Source organism: Myxosarcina sp. GI1 (assembly GCF_000756305.1).
Lineage (GTDB): Bacteria > Cyanobacteriota > Cyanobacteriia > Cyanobacteriales > Xenococcaceae > Myxosarcina.
In genome coordinates this window covers 695327-716541 of sequence record NZ_JRFE01000014.1, presented here as the reverse complement: position 1 = coordinate 716541, position 21215 = coordinate 695327, and the positions used below count along the sequence as shown (strand labels likewise).

Sequence of the window (21215 nt, the reverse complement as noted above, 5' to 3'; positions counted from 1 at the left end):
CAATGAAAATTGTTCATTGTTTACTGTTCATTGATACAGGGGTGTTATAATCCCTCTGTCCACTGCTATAGCTCAACTGATAGTAAATACAAATTAAGACAATAACAGTAACTCGCAAGGCGATCGAGCATTTTACCGTCATTGTCTTTGTTTTTCCAAAGGATAAATTATACTTCGTTTAAGCTAAACACCAAGCTACAAAAAAGTTATTACATAAAGCTTGGCTGGTGGCGAATCAGGTTGAGAAACTCTTCGCGAGTTTTTTGCTCGTCTTGAAACGCACCCAACATCGCGCTAGTTACCGTCCAGGAACCAGGTTTTTGTACGCCGCGCATCGACATACACATATGAGTTGCTTCCATAACGACTGCAACTCCTTGAGGCTCTAATACTGTTTGAATAGCTTCGGCAATTTGACGGGTAAGACGTTCTTGCACCTGAAGACGACGAGCGTACATTTCGACAACTCTGGCAAGCTTGCTCAAGCCGACTACCTTTTGATTGGGAATATAGGCTACGTGCGCTCTACCCATAAATGGCAGCATATGATGTTCGCAGAGGCTAAAGAAATCAATATCTCTCACCAGCACCATCTCGTTATGTCCTTCATCAAAGATTGCGCCATTGACAATAGTTTCTAAAGATTGCTTGTAGCCCTGAGTCAAAAACTGCATGGCTTCGGCAACTCGTTTGGGAGTTTTTAATAAACCCTCTCGCTCTGGATCTTCTCCAACAGACTCTAACATAATGCGTACAGCATCCATCATTTGTTCTTTGGCTGCTTCTGTAGTCGCATGAATTTCGGCTTCCTTGCCATTATGAGTGTTTCGATCTGGACGACTATTAATTTCTGATAAATTAGACTTTAATGGATTGGAAGCACTGTTGTTAAAAGACTTGGAAGAACCGTTAGAAAAAGCTCTGGTCATAATTAATTGTGAGTAAAACTCCTCGATCTTGCTGATATTAAACTAGTGAGCGTCATTTACCTTATAAAGCCCCTCCACTAGGCATGACGGTCATTTCTTCAACTACCGCCTGAGATGGTAGTAAAGCTGCATGGAGTATAGATTGAGCGACGGCTTCGGGAGTCAACATTGCTTGGCGATCGAAATCCGCGCTTACGGTGTCGGTATCCCAGATTGGAGTATTGACCGAACCTGGCGAAATAGTAACCACACGAATACCGTTAGATGATTCTTCTACCGCTAATACTTTTCCTAAAGCCACTACGGCAGCTTTACTAACGCTGTATGCTCCCCAGTTGGGAAAAGCACGATGGGCAGCGATAGAGGCAACATTAATAATTGTTCCTCGCTGACGCTGGCGCATTTGAGGTAAAACACCTTGTATGCACTGAAAAACACTAGTCAGGTTGAGGTCGAGTATTTGTTGCCAGTCGGACAGGGGTGTTTCTGCTAGATGGTTAGTATAGCCCATGCCTGCATTGTTGACTAGAATATCGACATCGCCAAAATCATTAGCGATCGCCTCTACGCGCTCTTTAACTCGGTCTACAACTGACAAATCTAATGAATATGCTTTTGCCACTACTCCCATGGTTTCGATCGCCTCAGCTACCGCTTCTAATTTATCCAGGGAACGACTAACTAAAGCTACGTCAATTCCCGATTTAGCAAACGCTAAAGCAGTTGCTCTGCCGATGCCACTACTCGCGCCTGTCACTATCGCTCGTAGCTGATTTGGGGGTGGATTCATTATTGTCTGTAGTTAAAACTGTTTGTTAAAAAAATAGCTTGACGCTAAATAGTTCTTAGCAATAGCACATTAAACATAATGTAATGTAACAAAATATTGCCTTAGCAATTATAGCATCCTCGTAATTTCTCTTGGTAATGTCTCGCTTTAAAATCTCCCGACCGCAAGTTTATCATCAATAAATTCTTTGTTTTAATTGGTAATTGCTACTGTCTATGAAGATAGCTTGACATTTTTCGATTTTTCTAAAGCCGTAGCTTCAAATATGCCCATATTACGAAACTTTTGATAGCGAAGGTCTTGTCTTTGTTTGGGGGGCATTTGCAAGAGTTTTTCTAGATTTTCCCAAATAGCTGTTTTAAGATTGACAGCAGTTTCTAAAGGTTCGGCGTGCGCTCCGCGAGTTGGTTCTGGTACAATTTCATCAATTATTCCCAACTCTTTTAAATCCCAGGAAGTAATTTTTAAAGCAGCAGCAGCGCGATCGGCTTTTTTAGCATCCTTCCACAAAATTGCCGCACAGGCTTCGGGGCTAGCAACGGTATAAACCGAATTTTCTAACATTAACAGGCGATCGCCAACACCAATTCCCAAGGCACCTCCAGAACCACCTTCGCCAATAACGGTACAGATAATCGGCACCGTAAAGCTAAACATTTGCCGTAAATTATAGGCGATCGCTTCTCCCTGCCCTAGTTTTTCAGCTTCGACTCCCGACCAAGCCCCTGGTGTATCGATAAAGGTTAAAATTGGCATATCAAATTTATTGGCGTGTTCCATCAGTCTGAGGGCTTTACGATAGCCTCCAGGAAAAGCCATGCCAAAATTACGAGCGACATTATCTTTAGTATCTCTACCTTTTTGGTGTCCCAAGATTACCAATGGTCTGCCATTAATTCTAGCCACTCCTCCAACTAATGCGGGATCGTCATAGCCGCCGCGATCGCCATGTAGTTCGATCCACTCATCGGTAATCGCTCGAACATAGTCTAAAGTGCTAGGACGACGGGGATGGCGGGCTAACTGCAATCTTTGAGCAGGTGTGAGAGAATTAAATATTTCTTTACGCAGTTGTTCGGCTCTTGCTTCTAACTGCAATATTTCTGCCGAAACGTCTACCTGATTTTCTTCTGCCAGGTTTTTTATTTGATCGATCCTTGCTTCTAATTCACAAAGAGGTTTCTCAAAATCTAGTAAAAATGTGCGTTTGGGTTTAGACATACCGTACTAAAATTTATTTTTGCCAATAGTACTCGTAAACTATCATTATCCTCAACGGGATCTTTATTGATGAATGTTTATTAACTATAAAAGTTTCAATTTTATTGTCCCCGAAAACGATCTTTTTTAAAACCTGTAAACTATTAACAGAGATCGACAAACGGCAAACTAATCGAGTAGTCGATTTTTATTTGAGAAACTCCGTGTCTATTATTGCAGTTGAAAATCTTAGCAAAATCTATCCAGTTGCGGTCAAGCAACCAGGAATCAAAGGAACGCTAACTCATTTCTTTCGCCGTACCTATCGCGAAATTAAAGCAGTACAGAATGTTTCCTTTTATATCGAACCAGGAGAGGTGGTAGGTTTTTTAGGTGCCAATGGTGCGGGTAAAACTACTACCTTAAAAATGCTAACTGGGCTAATTCATCCTTCTGAAGGTAAGGTTAAAGTAGCTGGCTATACTCCCTTTCGTCGCCAACCGCAGTTTCTACACAAAACCAGTTTGGTGATGGGACAAAAACAGCAGCTTCTTTGGGATTTACCCGCTCTCGATTCACTCAAAATTAATGCTGCGGTTTATAATCTCTCCGATAAAGTATTTCAGCAGCGATTAAGCGAACTCGCACGGATGCTCGATATTGAAAGCAAGTTAATCCAGCCAGTACGCAAGTTGTCTTTAGGGGAAAGAATGAAGGCAGAATTGTTAGCCGCGCTGCTGCATCATCCGCAAGTCTTGTTTCTCGACGAGCCGACTCTAGGTTTGGATGTTAATGCTCAAGTTGCAGTAAGAGAATTTTTGCAAGAGTACAATCATCGCTATCAGGCAACTATTTTACTTACCAGCCACTATATGGCAGACATTACGGCTTTGTGCGATCGCGTATTGTTAATTCATCAAGGACAGCTAATTTATGATGGCAGTTTGGAAGGACTGTTAGCCCGTTTTGCTCCCTGTCGCGAAGTAAGAGTAGAACTCGCTCGGCACCTGCCAACAGACAAATTATCTCAGTATGGAGATGTCAAAGCGATCGACGGACAACAGGTAAGATTTTTGGTAAGAAGAGAAGATTTGACCGCTACTATTTCGCGTTTGCTTTCTGAGTTACAAATTCAGGATATGAGCGTTAGCGAACCGCCGATAGAAGAAGTAATTGGTCGTCTTTTTAGTGCGGGGACGGTAACGTAAGAAGTAGGAAGTAGAGCGGAGACCCACAGAGCCTACCGCCTCAGAGCCGCCTGGCGGCGTTTGCGCGTATGCGCTGTTCGCCGTCAGGCGCAAGGGAACGCTCCGCTCCCGAAGGGTAAGTAGAAAGTAATTTATTTCTTTCCGCTTCTTTTTTATTCCCTATTGCCAAGGGGCTGTCTCCGTAGCTTGGTTGCGGAGTTAATACGCCCCGCCGTTCCCTGTTCCCTAGAACGGTCATCTAAAAAACTACAGGTTTCGATCTAAATACGGTTTATGGATTTGAATGTTGAAATTAAAGGTGAGGGCTATCCCATTCTTTGTCTACACGGACACCCAGGATCTAGTACTAGTATGTCTGTATTTACTAACTATTTCTCTCGCGAATATCAAACACTAGCACCAGATCTGCGAGGTTATGGTAAAAGCCGAGCGCGAGAGAATTTTGAAATGAAAGATCATTTACACGATCTTCAAATCTTACTAGATAAATATCAAATCGATCGCTGTTTGTTATTAGGCTGGTCTTTAGGCGGAATTTTGGCTCTAGAATTGGCTTTAGCAGACCCCGATCGCTTTAGCGGACTAATTTTAATCGCTTCAGCAGCACGCCCTCTAAGCAGTCATCCTGCGGTTAGTTGGCAAGATTTACTGTTTACTGGCGTAGGAGGAATAGTTAACTATGTTCTACCAGGGTGGCAGTGGAACATCGATACTTTTGGCAAGCGATCGCTGTTTCGCTATTTACTTGCAGAGCAAACACCAGCAGCTTATCAATATCTGGCGAAAGAAGGTGTACCTGCCTATTTGCAGACTTCGGCAGCGGCTAGCAAAGCTCTAAATCGGGCTATAGGAGAAGGTTACAATCGTTTAGCAGATTTAGAGAAAATAGAAATTCCCTGTTTGGTCTTAGCAGGAGAAAGCGATCGCCATATTACTGTCGATTCTAGTCGAGAAACCGCTAGGCATTTAAAATATTGTCATTGGAAAAGTTATCCTCATGCCCATCTCTTTCCCTGGGAAATACCCCAGTTAGTACTGACAGACATCGAGCAATGGTTGAGATTTCACCCCGAAGTACATAAGTTCGGAGTTCGGAGTTTGTAGTTCGAGCGAAAAATTTTTTCAATCTTTGAATAGATCGAGACAAGCAACACCAGTCCAACCTATAAGGACTATGCCGCCAAGGAAACAACTAACATAAACTACGGGACCCCAACCCAGATTTGTAGTCATAAGCAGACAGAAAAGGCAAGTTGAAAATAGCAATATGGCGATCGCCACCAAAAAATTTACAATTGACATATTAGTTATTTACCAAGGCTTTTATTTTATTCAGACCGAGAACAGCAGTGTCTTCTTCATTAACTGAAGTTACTTTCTCTAAAATCAAGCTAGAAGAACTAACTTCCTCTAAATCTCGACTACGCTGTGTCTTAATCATCGAGATTTGGCTAGTTAAAACAAAACTAACAAAGCTGGATATAGCAATTACAGGCAGCATGGTCGTACCTGAAAGTACGCTAAGAATAATACTGGTACTAACTGGAGTTTTGGTTACGGCTACGTTTACCGCCGCCATCAGACAAACCATACCTACCGTTGGATGAACTTGTGGTACTGCTAGAGAAACTGCATAACCAGCATTAGCACCAATAAAAAACAAAGGGAAAATAAAACCACCTAAAAAGCCAGAATGAAGTGTAAAACTAATAGCAAACATTTTAGCTATTGCGATCGCTAATAATAAACCCGCTCCCAAACTCGCCCCAGTTTCAATTACTGTCTGAATTTGCGCTTCGCTAAAAAATAGGGTTTGGGGAAAAACAAAAGCAATTAGACCAATTGACAGTCCGCCCAAAGTCGCCAGCAAAATTCTATCGTGTTCTAAAGGTTCGAGTAATTTGCCAATTAAACGAAAAACAAAAATAAACATGACTGCTAATCCCGCACCAATAAAGCCCAAAACCAAACCTTCAAACAAATTTTGGGGAGAAAGGGCAGGAACTTCCTCAAAATGATAGAAACCGCCAATAGTCATGCCAGTATTGAGCCGAAATACAGCAAAAGAAAGAATGGCGGCAATAATAGCAGGAGCGATCGCTTCAAAATATTGCAAACCCCGACGATGAGGTATTTCCAAAGCAAAAAGTGCTGCACCAATTGGTGCGCCAAAAAAAGCTCCTAAAGCCGCACTCATACCGCAAAAGGTTAAAATCCTGATGGAAGACTTGGTTAGTTTTAATTTATCTCCCAACCAACTGCCCAAACTACCATTAACCTGTACTAAAGGAGCTTCTGGTCCCGCACTCCCTCCAGAAGTAATGGCAATCAAAGAAGCAATAACCATCGCGGGACTTTTGCGAATATCAATCTTACCTGGATTATGGATCTTATCGACTACCTGAGCCATTTCTCCAGGAAGTCCCAGGAAGTAAAGAGCCAAACCGACAAAAAAACCACCAACTGTAGTAGCAATCCAAACATAGTTACCAGCAGGTAGCCAGCCAGGAAATAGTGGTTCGACTATTTCTGGTAAAGTATGCCACATACTGTGCATCATTGTTTCTAGTACGAAGTAGTATATGGTAGCAACCATACCGCCTGAGATCCCGATAACCACAGCACAAAGAATCAGTTGCGAGTATGTAAGTTGATTGCGATCGCTATTTTCTATACTGTTTTCGTTTAAAAAATTACTATCTCGAACATTTGAAGACATATATTTACCTATAAATAAAAAAAAATTTTTGATGTTTACGGGGTTGATAAATAGTTTTTTAAAATATTATTTTACGGCAAAGATATGTTAACAATTTAATATTAAAGAACAAATCAGAAGCAAATCAAATATCCATCTGGGCTAGTTTGAAATTGCTTTTAGTTGGGGCTAAATATGATAATTGTTTGCTTTTGCCGTGAATAATTATTTAATTAATACCAACATCAATTATTATTTTTAAATTTATCTAAACTTAGATATATCGAATGTGTAAACTAATACTGTTTTGGTTTTTACACATTTTTTAATGCGCTTTTTGTGCTTAGTATATGCAATAATTGAATATTTATCAAAATTATAAGTGCTTGTGTCGATAGCGCGATAAGCTCGTGAATTGACAGTAACGTATCTAAATTAAAGTATTGTATTTTACTCGTTTTTGTTTGGAAAAAAGATATGATTATAATGAGCTTGTTATTTAATTTAAAAAAATGGATTGCAAGCCACTTATAGAAATTTCGCTTGATAAAAGTATATTTTAAGCTAAAAATGATGCAGCAATAGATTTATCTGGTTTTGATAACGATTCTGCTTTTGCCGTACTTATTAAAGTTGCTAAAGATAATACCGACAACTATATTTTGTCAGGGCTATTTCATTCTAAACCACGAAATTTTATACGTTCACAAAAATACCATGTATAATTTCATCGATATTTATCTATTGGTGCTTCAAAGCACCTAAATTCGTTACTCAAAACTAGAATGAAATGACCCTGATATTTTGTTAGCGTCATGTGGTGAATCAATAGCTTAAATTTCGCTTAGACGTAAATTTAAACTCACAGAAATATTACTAAAGTTTGTTAAACTCGCTCAATCGCGCCACGATTTTTTAGCGATCCAACTCCTGTAAAATCTCTTTTAACTGTTGTTGATAGCGTCCGTATTCTGCCCAATTCCCCTGACTTAATGCCTCCTGAGCCTTTTGATAAGTATCTAAAGCAGAACGCGTTAAATCAGAATTTATATTGTTAGCGGTTGGTTGCGTAGCTGTAGCTGCTGGTGGAGAATCTCCAAATACTTGCGCTAGTGACTGTTCCAAAGTTGGAGTCATTACTACATCTTTGTTGTAAGCGACAATAACCCGTTTTAGTTCTGGAAGTTCGCCCTGTTCGGCACGTAAGTATATGGGTTCGACATACAATAAAGAACCATCAATTGGAATTACTAATAAATCGCCACGAATTACTCGCGATCCTTGCTGACTCCACAGGGTTAACTGTTGGGCAATTTCGGGATTTTGATCGATTCTAGCTTCAATTTGAAACGGCCCGTAGACTAGTTCCTGTTTGGAAAATTCATATAGTAATAAATTACCGTAGTTCTCACCATCAGAGCGTGCTGCCATCCAGGCAATCATGTTGTCTTTATTGACGGGAGTAAAAGGTAAAATTAACGCGAATTCTTCTCGGTCTTCTCCTGGCAAACGCATAATCAAGTAATATGGTTCGCTTGGTTGCTGTGCGCCGTCATAAAGTTCGGTAGAAAACCGCCATAAGTCTTCGCGATTATAAAATACCTGCGGATCGCTCATGTGATAAGTCAAATACATTTTTGCCTGAATTTTAAATAAATCCAGAGGATAGCGAAAATGTGCTTTAACTTCTGGAGGAATAGTATTAGAAGCTTTAAATAGAGTGGGAAAAATCTTACGGTAAGTTGCCAGAACTGGATCTCGGTTGTCAACAATATAAAACTGCATCGTGCCATCTTTAGCATCGACAACTACCTTAACCGAGTTGCGAATATAGTTAATATTTCGATCTTCAATTAAATTAGTTTCGTTTTCGTGAGCTACAGGTTCCGAGTAAGGATAATACTTGCTTGTAGTATAAGCATCGATAATCCACTGCAATCTACCGTTGATAAGCGCAATATAGGGATCGCGATCGAATTTTAAGAAGGGTGCTACGTGACTAACTCTCTCTCTAACCTGACGATGATAGTGAATGCGAGAGTCTGAAGTAAAGTATTGAGAAATTAAAATTTTTAAGCTGCCAAGGTCGTAAGCATAAGCCAATTTGCGTAATAAACTGGGAATTGGTACGCCGCCAGCACCATCATATTTAGTAGTAGTGTTTTCATCTCCACGAGGATAGTCAAACTCTGGAGTACTCATTCCCGTAAAGATATAGTCTGAAGTTTCTTCACCGTAATAAATTGCAGGTTCTTTAACTTGCAAATCTACTTCTGAAACGGGGGGAATATTTTTAATCCAGAAAACTGGCAAACCATCAGAAGTTACTCGATTAACGGGGTTCATTACTAAACCATAACCGTGAGTATATTTGAGGCGCTGATTGACCCAGGTACGTGCGGTTTGAGGTACTTTTGAGTAGTCAAATTCTCTGGGAGAAAGCATAACTTGACGATAGTTATTGTCTATAGTGTAGCGATCGACATCTACGTCTTTGAACCTGTAGTAAAAACGAATTTCTTGTAATTGTCGATAGGTACTTAGTAATGCTCGATAATCCCAAAGGCGAATGTTATCAATAGTGGCTCGATTTTGAGGTTGAATACTATTGGCAGTGTTAGAAACTTGATAATCGTTATCTTCTATACGATCTAAGTTATATGCCGATCGCGTATAGGCAATATTATGTTTGATATAGGGCAACTCTTTAGCAAGTTCGTTGGGTTCTACTATCAGTCGCTGTTGCAATTCTGGGTATATTCCGTTTACGAGAATTAAAACAATCGTGTAGGCAATAATTCCATATACTGGTAGCAAAGCCCTTCTCGACCATATGGCAGCAATTAAAAATACACCGAGCAAAATAGAGCCAAAAGTCATTACCCAGTAAGCTAATAACCTAGCATGAGTATCTGTATAATCTGCTCCCCAAACTACACCAGCAGAAGAATATAATAGTTCGTAGCGTTCTAACCAAAAGTCAAAGGCAACATTAATTGCGATCGCAGCAAGTAATAAACTAAGATGAATTTTTATTGGTTTGGTTAATAGTCTATGCCAATTGCGCTCTACTACAAAGCTTTTCCACTGCCAATTAAACTGAATTGTACCTTTAAAAAGATATACGAGTGCTGCTAATACCAACCCTGCAATTAATAGAGTTAATAACCAATCTTGTATACTGCCATAAAGAGGAAGACGAAATAAATAAAAGCCAATATCTTTGTCATAAACTGGATCGCTACTGTTAAAATTTGTGGCGTTAAAATACTTTAAAATAGTTTCCCAGGCACTAGAACTAGCATTAGCCACTGCAAAAGAACTTAGAAAAATTAAGACTATAGCGATATAGTTAGCAACTTTTTTAGTAAAAGGTTCTAATGCACTAGCTTCCAAAAAACGAAACGCTCTATCTTTAGTCAAGCGTAATGCCAACCAATAATTTAACCAAAGAAATAGAGCAAAAACAGTCAGAGTACCAACCCAAATAATAATTTGCCAACTAATTCGTTTCCAAAAAATATCGGCAAACTCTACCGCTTCAAACCACCATAGCTCTGTTAATAAGTGAATTAAGGTAGAAGCAAAAGTCAAACCTGCGATCGCCAATACAATAATAGCGAGCGATATCTTTTTTTGAAGTTGCATTACTCTAAAAAGCTTAAATACTGAAGAAAACCAAACTATATTATTAGTCTCAATTCTTCAGTCTTATTATAAATAAACAAAGACCCTAGCTATCTCGCTAGGGTCTTAATTATAAAAAAAATTTAACCTGGCACTGAGCTATTTTCCCAGGAGGCTACCCTCCAAGTATCTTCGCCGCTACAGCGTTTCACTCTCGAGTTCGGGATGGAGTCGAAGTGGTTCCACCGTGCTCAAAGCACCAGGAATATCTCTATATCTCTGGTCTTTCCAACCCTCAAGACTGCATAAACCAAATCTTGCCGCCTCGTCAATTGCCATTGGGTAACATTCTACTTGATTTTGTTTGAGGTCAAGCCCTCGGTCTGTTAGCACGCCTCGGCTACAAACATTGCTGCTCTTCCACCTAGCGCCTATTAACGGGTGTTCTTCCCGTGACCTTACTGGATTACTCCATGAGAGCACTCATCTTGAGGTGGGCTTCCCACTTAGATGCTTTCAGCGGTTATCCGCTCCGCACTTGGCTACCCAGCGTTTACCGTTGGCACGATAACTGGTACACCAGCGGTGCGTTCTTCCCGGTCCTCTCGTACTAAGGAAGACTCCTCTCAATGCTCTTGCGCCTGCACCGGATATGGACCGAACTGTCTCACGACGTTCTGAACCCAGCTCACGTACCGCTTTAATGGGCGAACAGCCCAACCCTTGGGACCTACTTCAGCCCCAGGTTGCGATGAGCCGACATCGAGGTGCCAAACCTCCCCGTCGATGTGAACTCTTGGGGGAGATCAGCCTGTTATCCCTAGAGTAACTTTTATCCGTTGAGCGACGGCCTTTCCACGCAGCACCGTCGGATCACTAAGACCGTGTTTCCACCCTGCTTGAGTTGTCTCTCTCGCAGTCAAGCTCCCTTGTGCCTTTACACTCTCTGGCTGATTTCCATCCAGCCTGAGGGAACCTTTGTGCGCCTCCGTTACCTTTTTGGAGGCGACCGCCCCAGTCAAACTGCCCACCTGAAACTGTTCTTCTCCCGGCTTACGGGTTGAAGTTAGAATCCTAGCCTCGCTAGAGTGGTATCTCACATTGCGGCTCCCTATCCCCCACGAGGAATAGTTCTACGCCTCCCACCTATTCTGCGCAAGCGAAGCCCGAACCCAATTCCAGGCTACAGTAAAGCTTCATAGGGTCTTTCTGTCCAGGTGCAGGTAGTCCGTATCTTCACAGACGTTCCTATTTCGCCGAGCCTCTCTCCGAGACAGTGCCCAGATCGTTACGCCTTTCGTGCGGGTCGGAACTTACCCGACAAGGAATTTCGCTACCTTAGGACCGTTATAGTTACGGCCGCCGTTCACCGGGGCTTCGGTCGTCAGCTTCGCGCGTCACCGCGCTAACCAGCTTCCTTAACCTTCCGGCACTGGGCAGGCGTCAGCCCCTATACTTCCTCTTTCGAGTTGGCAGAGACCTGTGTTTTTGGTAAACAGTCGCCTGGGCCTCTTCACTGCGACCACCTCTCGGTGGCACCCCTTCTCCCAAAGTTACGGGGTCATTTTGCCGAGTTCCTTAGAGAGAGTTATCTCGCGCCCCTTAGTTTTCTCAACTTGCCTACCTGTGTCGGTTTCGGGTACGGGTCCAACCATTTCATCGTGCTACTGGCTTTTCTTGGCACTACTTTTTACTAGACTTGCTTCCAAAGCGCAACTCTAGCTATTCCTCATGCGTCCCCAGCATCACTCCCTGGTTGAAGTCAGGGAATATTCACCCTGTGTCCATCGACTACGCCTTTCGGCCTCGCCTTAGGTCCCGACTAACTCTCCGCGGACGAGCCTTCCGGAGAAACCCTTAGGCTTTCGGGGTTAGGGATTCTTACCCTAATTTTCGCTACTTAAGCCGACATTCTCGCTTCTGTGTCGTCCACACCTGCTTGCCGCTAGTGCTTCTCCCTTCACAGAACGCTCCTCTACCACTAGAATTTTCTAGTCCACAGCTTCGGCAGGATGCTTAGCCCCGTTCATTTTCGGCGCAGGAGCGCTTGACCAGTGAGCTATTACGCACTCTTTCAAGGATTGCTGCTTCTAGGCAAACCTCCTGGTTGTCTGTGCACTCCCACCTCCTTAATCACTTAGCTTCCATTTGGGGACCTTAGCTGGTGGTCTGGGCTGTTTCCCTTTCGACGATGAAGCTTATCCCCCACCGTCTCACTGGTCGAACTTCACGGAGTATTCTGAGTTTGCCTCACTTTGGTACCGCTCTCGCAGCCCGCAGCGAAACAGTGCTTTACCCCTCCGCTTTTCTTCGACCGCTGCGCCTAAACGCATTTCGAGGAGAACCAGCTAGCTCTGGGTTCGATTGGCATTTCACCCCTAACCACACCTCATCCGCCGGCTTTTCAACGCCGGTCGGTTCGGACCTCCACTTGGCTTTACCCAAGCTTCATCCTGGACATGGTTAGATCACCCAGGTTCGGGTCTACAACTAGTGACAATACGCCCTCTTCAGGCTCGCTTTCACTTTGGCTTCGGATTTTTTCTCCTTAACCTGCCACTACCTGTAAGTCGCCGGCTCATTCTTCAACAGGCACACGGTCAGACGTTCAATCGTCCTCCCATTGCTTGTAGGCTAACGGTTTCATGTTCTATTTCACTCCCCTCGCCGGGGTTCTTTTCACCTTTCCCTCGCGGTACTGTTTCGCTATCGGTTACACAGTAGTATTTAGCCTTACGAGGTGGTCCTCGCTGATTCACACGGAATTCCACGAGCTCCGTGCTACTCGGGATCCAGCCTGGTGGCTTCGGCTTTCGACTACAGGACTTTCACCTTCTCTGGTGCAGTTTTCAGCTGCTTCGTCTAGCTTGTTCCTTCCTTGATGGCTGTCCCACTACCCCAACAACCTTAGTCGTTGGTTTAGGCTGCTCCCGTTTCGCTCGCCGCTACTCGGGGAATCGCTTTTGCTTTCTCTTCCTCCAGCTACTAAGATGTTTCAGTTTGCTGGGTTGGCTCGCATCTACTTATATATTCGGTAGACCGTTCTAATAGGTTGCCCCATTCGGAGACCTCCGACTCATTGCTTGCTTCCAGCTCCTCGGAGTGTTTCGTCGGTCGCCACGTCCTTCTTCGCCTCTGTGTACCTAGGTATCCACCGTTAGCCCTTTGTAGCTTGACCTATTTATTTGGTCTTGCTCGGTAATTTTTACTTACCTGGACTTTATCTTAGTTTTTTGTTACCTAATGACAATTTTTACTTGGCTTTAGTTTTGTTTTATGCAGTTTTCAAGGTTCTGTTGCTGAGTTTAACCCCCAGCATTCTCTCTCGCTTTAGCTATTTTGAGAGATGGTGCTAGTCGTTGCTACTCTTGGCTTTCTAGTTTCTGGTGGAGGTAAGCGGACTTGAACCGCTGACATCCTGCTTGCAAAGCAGGCGCTCTACCAACTGAGCTATACCCCCACAAATTTCAGAAGTCAATTGTAGCTTTGATAAGTTTCTTACTTATTACTTTCTACTTTTTACTTCTTACTTAATTTAGTGGTGGGCCATCCTGGACTTGAACCAGGGACCTCACCCTTATCAGGGGTGCGCTCTAACCACCTGAGCTAATAGCCCTTTGTTTCTATTAATGGCGAACCCAATCTAGTTTGACGAAATTTTTACCCTTCACCTGCTTGCTTGATGACCTTGGGGATTTTGTGGTGTCTGGCAACAGCTTTGTTGCTATTGCTTTTCCATCGGTCTCCCTTTAAGGAGGTGATCCAGCCACACCTTCCGGTACGGCTACCTTGTTACGACTTCACCCCAGTCACCAGCCCTGCCTTCGGCATCCCCCTCCTCGAAAGGTTAGGGTAACGACTTCGGGCGTGGCCGACTTCCATGGTGTGACGGGCGGTGTGTACAAGGCCCGGGAACGAATTCACCGCAGTATGCTGACCTGCGATTACTAGCGATTCCTCCTTCATGCAGGCGAGTTGCAGCCTGCAATCTGAACTGAGGCTGGGTTTGCTGAGATTCGCTTGCTCTTGCGAGTTAGCTGCCCTTTGTCCCAACCATTGTAGTACGTGTGTAGCCCAGGACGTAAGGGGCATGCTGACTTGACGTCATCCCCACCTTCCTCCGGTTTGTCACCGGCAGTCTCCCTAAAGTGCCCATCTTAATGCTGGCAACTAAGGACGAGGGTTGCGCTCGTTGCGGGACTTAACCCAACATCTCACGACACGAGCTGACGACAGCCATGCACCACCTGTGTTCCGGCTCCCGAAGGCACCCCACTGTTTCCAGCAGGTTCCGGACATGTCAAGCCCTGGTAAGGTTCTTCGCGTTGCATCGAATTAAACCACATACTCCACCGCTTGTGCGGGCCCCCGTCAATTCCTTTGAGTTTCACACTTGCGTGCGTACTCCCCAGGCGGGATACTTAACGCGTTGGCTACGGCACTGCTCGGGTCGATACAAGCAACGCCTAGTATCCATCGTTTACAGCTAAGACTACAGGGGTATCTAATCCCTTTCGCTACCCTAGCTTTCGTCCCTGAGTGTCAGTTACGGCCCAGTTGAGCGCCTTCGCCACTGGTGTTCTTCCCAATATCTACGCATTTCACCGCTACACTGGGAATTCCCTCAACCCCTACCGTACTCTAGCTTACCAGTTTCCACTGCCTTTCCAGAGTTGAGCTCTAGTCTTTGACAGCAGACTTGATATGCCACCTGCGGACGCTTTACGCCCAATGATTTCGGATAACGCTTGCATCCTCCGTATTACCGCGGCTGCTGGCACGGAGTTAGCCGATGCTGATTCCTCAAGTACCGTCACTTGCTTCTTCCTTGAGAAAAGAGGTTTACAACCCAAAAGCCTTCCTCCCTCACGCGGTATTGCTCCGTCAGGCTTTCGCCCATTGCGGAAAATTCCCCACTGCTGCCTCCCGTAGGAGTCTGGGCCGTGTCTCAGTCCCAGTGTGGCTGCTCATCCTCTCAGACCAGCTACCGATCGCTGCCTTGGTAGGCTCTTACCCCACCAACTAGCTAATCGGACGCGAGCTCCTCTTCAGGCGAAATACATTTCACCCCTAAGGGCATATTGGGTATTAGCAGTCGTTTCCAACTGTTGTCCCCATCCTGAAGGCAGATTCTCACGCGTTACTCACCCGTCCGCCACTCTCTTATAAAAGAGCGTTCGACTTGCATGTGTTAGGCATACCGCCAGCGTTCATCCTGAGCCAGGATCAAACTCTCCATGGTGAACTTCACCATTGAGCGAGTCAATCGTTTAGCTCTTTTGCGTTCTATGTATATGTTTTTTTCAAGCAACTTTGGCTTGGTGTCTTAAAATTCGTCAAACTATTGATTTTTCTAGGTTCTTCGCTGGTTTCGAGTTGTTCCTCTCTCAACCGCGCATTTACCAATATACTTACTCTATTTTTATTTGTCAACTTAATTAGGATTTTTTTTTCAATTTTTAGTTTATTAACAACTAAAACGTATACGTAGCAATATGCTCGAGCGAATAATTATTTTTAGGCTTTGGCAAACAAAGTCCGATACACAGGTTTGTTTTGAGCGAGAACAAAAAGTTCTCTTTCAGTAGGTACTTCTAAAGGATTAGTCTCTAACCAACCTTGATGTTGGCGAACCAGCAAAGAATTAGCTGCAAAACGATCGCACATTTCTTGAGCTACTTCTTTAATGTCGGACTGTAAAAATATAGTTCCGCCCGAAACTAGATAATCTGAAAGAGTCTTAACTAAATCGGGTTGGACTACTCGCCGTTTGTGGTGTTTGTTTTTGAACCAGGGATCGGGAAATTGAATAGTAACTGACTTTAAAACATCGTTGTCAAAAGATTTTAGGATTGGCACTGCCGAATTATTGATATTTCCAAACAGATAATGTAAATTGCTCAAATTTAGCTTGGCTTTCTTGTGATTGGCACTATTAACTAAAGATTGACGAATTTCAATTCCTAGAAAGTTAGTTTCTGGGTGAAGTTGCGCCAACTTTAGCAAGAATTTACCTCTAGCACAGCCAATGTCTAAATGAAGTGGACGGTTTGAACGAGAATAAATTTCATTCCAGTCTGGTAGTAATATTGGTTGTTGAAATTTTTTAGTAAGGGGATTGACATGCTGACGAACACGAAGCTTAGGCAATTGTTAACACCTCCATTTAAACTGACATACGTAATTTATTTACTAAACTTCAGTATTCACAGAAATGATAGTACCGTTAAAATCATACATGTTGCCTTCAAGCTGAATCGGCGTACCTATTTTCACTTTTTTAGTATTATCTAAAACAACACCATTATTAGTGATTTCGGCTCTACCTTGTAAAGTTAAGACCATATCTTGAATCATGGCAATTTCTGGACGCGGATCGGGAAGAGCTTTTACTGTTCCATCTGGCTGTGGTACTGGAGTGGTTCTTGGCAATGGGGAAACGTCAATAACTTCCACTTCTCCCGCAGGCTGATTGCGAATAATAATATTAGATTTTTTGTCAGTTTCAAAATTTTCTAATAGACCATCGAAATCGGCTACGCTCAATCCCCTTACCAAAACTTTAACTTCTACTGGTTTTAACTTGGTTTGAGCGACTATGCTCTGAGTTACGGGAGTGCCAGGAAAGAAAAAAATACCAATAATGACTAGTAAGATTATTAAAGCAGCACCGAGATCGAGAATACTTACCTTACTAAACAATCTACCTTTAGAATCTATGATTTTCATAACTAGCAGTTGGCAGCTTTTGCTCGAATATTAATCTCGTATATATTATCGAAGAAAATTTGTTACTGTTTGAAGCGACAGTGTAATCTAATAAACTTGGAATCATCTTTTCATACGAAAAGGCAGCAAGAAGAAAACAAAAGGTTGCAAGTAGATTTTTTTCTAACTGAGTTAAAAAGGTTAGAAGTAAGCGAAAAAGCTGTATTTTCGTCTATTTCGATTGTGTTCTTACTGCCTCGTCAAATTAACTTAAATTTTATATCCGCAATTGCCCGAACTTACTTATTCTTCTTGTCTGGCTAGAAGTACGGGACAGTCAGCCTTAATTCTAATGTAGTCAGATAGAGAACTACCTAATAAACGTTCGAGATCTGGTAGATTTTTGGCTACTGAAGGTCGGCGTTCGGGAGAACCCAAAATAAGTAAGTCAATATTGTTTTCAGCTACCAAATTACAAATTTTTACAGAAGGTCTACCGCCCGTAACGATACAGCGATAGTCAAGACCTCTAGCTTTTACCTTAGCTACAGCAGGAGCGAGAATTGGATTATGCTCCATTTCCTCTTTAGACATAGCTAAATTTGGTTCGAGGTCGGGATTAACCCGCATCAAAACTATTTCTGCATCTCGATAACCTTGTAACAAAAATAACCCCATATCGAGAGCATACTGAGAGGCTGGAGATTTATCTAGAGCGATCGCTACTCTTTTCAATCGCTTAACGTAAATGTCGTCTTTGACTAACAACATCGGGCGATCGGTCAACTGAAATACGTATTGACTAATAGAATTGCTCAAGATTGACTGCAACTTACCTAAACCACGCGAACCCATAATAATCAGATCGGCATCGGTTTCTTTAGCCACATTCAAGACTGTAGTTTTAGGTTCGCCTTCACGAATTAAACTATTAACTTTACACTCTTGGCTCAATTTTGCTTTGAGACTTTCAATCTCTTCCTGACTTTGTAAATTGTCAGCAGCTTCTTTTTCTTTACTGGTAGAAGAAACAACTCGTAAAATCGATACTTCTGATTTTTTCAATGCTGGTAGATCTAGAAGAATTTTTAGCATATCTCTGGCATTATCGGCTCCAGAGTCGGCATATAAAATTTTGTTAAGCATTGTTCTAACTCATTTTTTTAATCTTTTTTCCCGATCTTAGATTACTGCCAAACCCGATCCTTAATAGAGGAAACAGGTAAGAAACTTAACAACCTGAAAGTTTAGTAAGTTATTTTTTTTATAAAGAAGGGGGTAATTACCTGTTTGATAATTTCCCCCAAAAATTTTTGCTATTGTCTTCTACTAACAGCAGCTATAGTTTAGTGCCGCATTCAGAACAAAAGTTATGGCTAGCAGCATTTTCTACACCACACTTATTACAGTTGTTAGTTGTGCTTGCTCCTTCTAATTTATTTGCATTAGGCAGTCCGAGCATTTGTGCATTGTTTTTACCAGGAGCGATCATTGGATAACAATTTTCATTTCTGGTGACTCGCACATCAACTAAAACCGAACCATCATGGGCTAGCATTTCAGCAATTTTAGACTCTAACTCGCCGCGATCGCTAATTATCATACCTTTAATGCCGTAGGCTTGCGCCAATAGTTCAAAGTTAGGCATGCCAATTTCCATATTGGAAGAGGAATAACGTTCGCCAAAAAATGCTTGCTGCCATTGACGTACCATTCCCTGCCAGCCATTATTAATGATTACGGTTTTAACTTTAATACCGAATTGGGTTAAAGTTGCCAGTTCTTGCGGATTCATTTGAAAGCTAGCATCGCCGCTGATACAGATAACTTCTTCTTCGGGAAGAGCGACTTTAGCTCCCATAGCTGCAGGTAAGCCATAACCCATAGTCCCCAGACCCGCGCTAGAAATCCAGCGGCGAGGACCATTTTTTAGAAACTGTGCCGCCCACATCTGATGCTGTCCGACATCTGTAGTGTAATAGGCGCGGGGTGCTTGACGACCAATTTCGACAATTACTTCTTGAGGTGAAATGCCAGCTTCTGGTCGAGGGGCAGTTAAGGGATAATCTTTTCGCCAGTTAGCAATGCGTTGCAACCAGGGACGAGTACGGTTTGTGTCTGTCAAATAGTCCGATTCCCTAGCCCTTTCCAGCATTTGCTCTAATACTTGTCGCACATCTCCTACAATAGGTACTTCAGGAGTGCGATTTTTACCTACTTCGGCAGGATCGATATCAATATGAATCACTTTGGCACGAGAGGCAAATTCATCTAGCTTACCAGTAACGCGATCGTCAAATCTCGCTCCTACGGCAAGTAATAAGTCGCATTCGCTAACAGCAAAGTTAGCGTAAGCCGTACCGTGCATTCCCAACATTCCTACAGATAATGAATGATGTTCGTCAAAGGCTCCTAGTCCCATTAGAGTCGTAGTTACAGGAATTTGGAAACGTTCTGCCAGTTCGCGAATTTGCGGATGAGCATCAGAAGCAACTGCACCACCACCTACATAAAGCAAAGGTTTTTCTGCTGCTGAAATCAAAGAAAGAGCAGCATTAATTTGACGTGGATTGCCTTTTACCGTAGGACGATAGCCAGATAATCTAATTTTACCTGGAGCTACTGGCACATAATCAAATTTTTCCAGTCCGACATCTTTGGGAATATCAACTAATACTGGACCAGGACGACCCGTACTAGCAATATGAAAAGCTTCGGCAATAGTTTGCGCCATATCTTCAGCATGACGAACTACATAAGAGTTTTTAACAATGGGTAAAGTAATCCCAAAAATATCTGTTTCCTGGAAAGCATCGGTGCCGATCGCTGCCCGACCCACCTGTCCCGTAATTGCCACCATAGGAATTGAATCCATGTGAGCCGTAGCGATACCCGTTACTAAATTAGTCGCCCCAGGACCTGAAGTAGCAAAACAAACACCTACTTTACCCGTAGCACGAGCATAGCCATCAGCAGCATGAGCCGCAGCCTGCTCGTGTCTGACTAAAATATGTGAAATTTCTCCTCTAGCTTCGGCACGATAAAGTTCGTCGTAAATTGGCAGTATAGCACCGCCTGGATAACCAAAAACGTGTTTGACTCCGTGTCGGCGCAGACTATCAATGAGGGCAAATGCACCAGTACGTCGTTGAGGCAGATCGATAGATTGTGGACTTTTGGGAATACTTGTAGAAACCACTCTTGCTAACCGTAATTACTTGCTTTGTTATTATTATTTTAAGTTTTGTTGTCTATGATGCAATGCTCTAGTATACCGATCGCTATACTAGAATCTTTTAGTTTAAATTAATTTTCAATTAATGTCTACAAGGCAAATCTTAGTAGCGGTAGGCGATCGATTTTACGGGCGATCGCTTTTTGACCTGTCTAAAGAATCGAAAAATCTTAAATTTTGATGACATTTGTGGATTAAAAATCTATATTGTTTTTTGGCTGTAATATAAACTGCAAATATTCAGCGGCAGTGCAGCGAGTTTTCAATCCAGAACTAACTACTCGCCAACCCCAACATCGATCTGGCGATCGCCATAATTCTAAGTGTTCTACGTCAGGATCGGCATAAAAACTCTCTTTTCCCTTACCTAACAAAGCCGAACTCCAGTGCGTAAAATAGTCGTGACTGAGACGATAGACAGGAAAATTAGCAACCAAAGGAACTCCCCAACCGTCGATCGCTACGAAAGCTTTAACTTTGCCTCCTTGAAGTTGCCATGCCAGTGCTGCACCAATACCGCCTACTACTCCCGCACTAAAAGCAATAAAAAATAACGGAGGAGCATTTTGAGGAGATAGTTGGCATTGTTTTAGCCAGCGTTCGAGGTCTATAGCCGAATATGCTGAATATCGCTCTGTAGGAAAAACTAGTATGTCTAATAGCTGGTGGTTTGTTGGCTGCAATTTATCGATAAAACTGTCAGTCAGTTGAGTGGGATGTATCCCAGGACAAACAATAATTTTCATAGTAATTTTATACTAAATCCCGTTCGTAGAGGTTACTTTTAATCGCCCCCTAAATCCCCCAACAATGGGGGACT

Annotated in this window: 13 protein-coding genes, 2 tRNA genes and 3 rRNA genes; 2 read left to right on the top strand and 16 right to left on the bottom strand. The window is 42.8% G+C overall.

Annotation, left to right across the window (positions count from 1 at the left end):
• Positions 1-209: 209 nt before the first annotated feature.
• The 3 genes from folE to accA form a co-directional block, all read right to left on the bottom strand.
• The gene (gene folE, locus KV40_RS10090) at positions 210-929 is read right to left on the bottom strand and encodes a GTP cyclohydrolase I FolE (RefSeq protein WP_036480455.1); all 720 of its coding nucleotides are present in this window, start codon (positions 927-929) and stop codon (positions 210-212) included.
• Between the two features lie 61 nt (positions 930-990).
• Positions 991-1719 carry an SDR family oxidoreductase gene (locus tag KV40_RS10085; protein WP_036480454.1) on the bottom strand — a complete coding sequence of 243 codons (729 nt, stop codon included), beginning with the start codon at positions 1717-1719 and terminating at the stop codon, positions 991-993.
• A 213-nt stretch (positions 1720-1932) separates the two neighbouring features.
• Positions 1933-2940, bottom strand: coding sequence for an acetyl-CoA carboxylase carboxyl transferase subunit alpha (gene accA / locus KV40_RS10080; RefSeq protein ID WP_036480451.1), 1008 nt, complete (start codon positions 2938-2940; stop codon positions 1933-1935).
• A 203-nt stretch (positions 2941-3143) separates the two neighbouring features.
• Here accA and KV40_RS10075 point away from each other — a divergent pair, with 203 nt between their 5' ends.
• Entirely contained in the window at positions 3144-4127 is a 984-nt protein-coding gene (locus tag KV40_RS10075; protein WP_036480449.1) for an ATP-binding cassette domain-containing protein, read from the top strand.
• 273 nt (positions 4128-4400) lie between these two features.
• Complete coding sequence (locus KV40_RS10065; RefSeq protein WP_036480446.1) at positions 4401-5231, top strand: alpha/beta fold hydrolase; 831 nt, start codon at positions 4401-4403, stop codon at positions 5229-5231.
• A gap of 18 nt (positions 5232-5249) precedes the next feature.
• Here the strand turns inward: KV40_RS10065 and KV40_RS10060 are convergent, their stop codons facing one another.
• From KV40_RS10060 to KV40_RS10000, 13 genes are all read right to left on the bottom strand, one after another.
• On the bottom strand, positions 5250-5429 hold the full coding sequence (locus tag KV40_RS10060; protein ID WP_036480445.1) for a hypothetical protein: 180 nt from the start codon (positions 5427-5429) through the stop codon (positions 5250-5252).
• A gap of 1 nt (position 5430) precedes the next feature.
• Complete coding sequence (locus tag KV40_RS10055) at positions 5431-6846, bottom strand: chloride channel protein (RefSeq protein WP_036480444.1); 1416 nt, start codon at positions 6844-6846, stop codon at positions 5431-5433.
• A gap of 894 nt (positions 6847-7740) precedes the next feature.
• Positions 7741-10473 (bottom strand): UPF0182 family protein, encoded by a 2733-nt coding sequence (locus KV40_RS10050; RefSeq protein ID WP_036480443.1) that lies wholly within the window; start codon positions 10471-10473, stop codon positions 7741-7743.
• 125 nt (positions 10474-10598) lie between these two features.
• Positions 10599-10716 (bottom strand): 5S ribosomal RNA (gene rrf / locus KV40_RS10045).
• A gap of 102 nt (positions 10717-10818) precedes the next feature.
• Positions 10819-13630 (bottom strand): 23S ribosomal RNA (locus tag KV40_RS10040).
• Between the two features lie 206 nt (positions 13631-13836).
• Positions 13837-13912 (bottom strand) — tRNA-Ala (locus KV40_RS10035).
• A gap of 79 nt (positions 13913-13991) precedes the next feature.
• Positions 13992-14068: transfer RNA gene (locus tag KV40_RS10030), tRNA-Ile, on the bottom strand.
• 134 nt (positions 14069-14202) lie between these two features.
• Positions 14203-15694, bottom strand: a 16S ribosomal RNA gene (locus KV40_RS10025).
• Together the 16S, 23S and 5S rRNA genes with 2 tRNA genes alongside form the textbook arrangement of a ribosomal RNA operon.
• A 275-nt stretch (positions 15695-15969) precedes the next feature.
• A complete protein-coding gene (trmB, locus tag KV40_RS10020; RefSeq protein ID WP_036480442.1) occupies positions 15970-16602 on the bottom strand; it encodes a tRNA (guanosine(46)-N7)-methyltransferase TrmB in 633 nt (210 codons plus the stop codon).
• Positions 16603-16644: 42 nt separating this feature from the next.
• Positions 16645-17181, bottom strand: coding sequence for a DUF4330 domain-containing protein (locus tag KV40_RS10015; RefSeq protein WP_036480441.1), 537 nt, complete (start codon positions 17179-17181; stop codon positions 16645-16647).
• Between the two features lie 282 nt (positions 17182-17463).
• A complete protein-coding gene (locus tag KV40_RS10010) occupies positions 17464-18306 on the bottom strand; it encodes a universal stress protein (protein ID WP_036480439.1) in 843 nt (280 codons plus the stop codon).
• A gap of 193 nt (positions 18307-18499) precedes the next feature.
• A complete protein-coding gene (ilvB, locus tag KV40_RS10005; RefSeq protein WP_052055519.1) occupies positions 18500-20359 on the bottom strand; it encodes a biosynthetic-type acetolactate synthase large subunit in 1860 nt (619 codons plus the stop codon).
• A gap of 230 nt (positions 20360-20589) precedes the next feature.
• Positions 20590-21141, bottom strand: coding sequence for a hypothetical protein (locus KV40_RS10000; RefSeq protein WP_036480437.1), 552 nt, complete (start codon positions 21139-21141; stop codon positions 20590-20592).
• Positions 21142-21215: the final 74 nt, after the last annotated feature.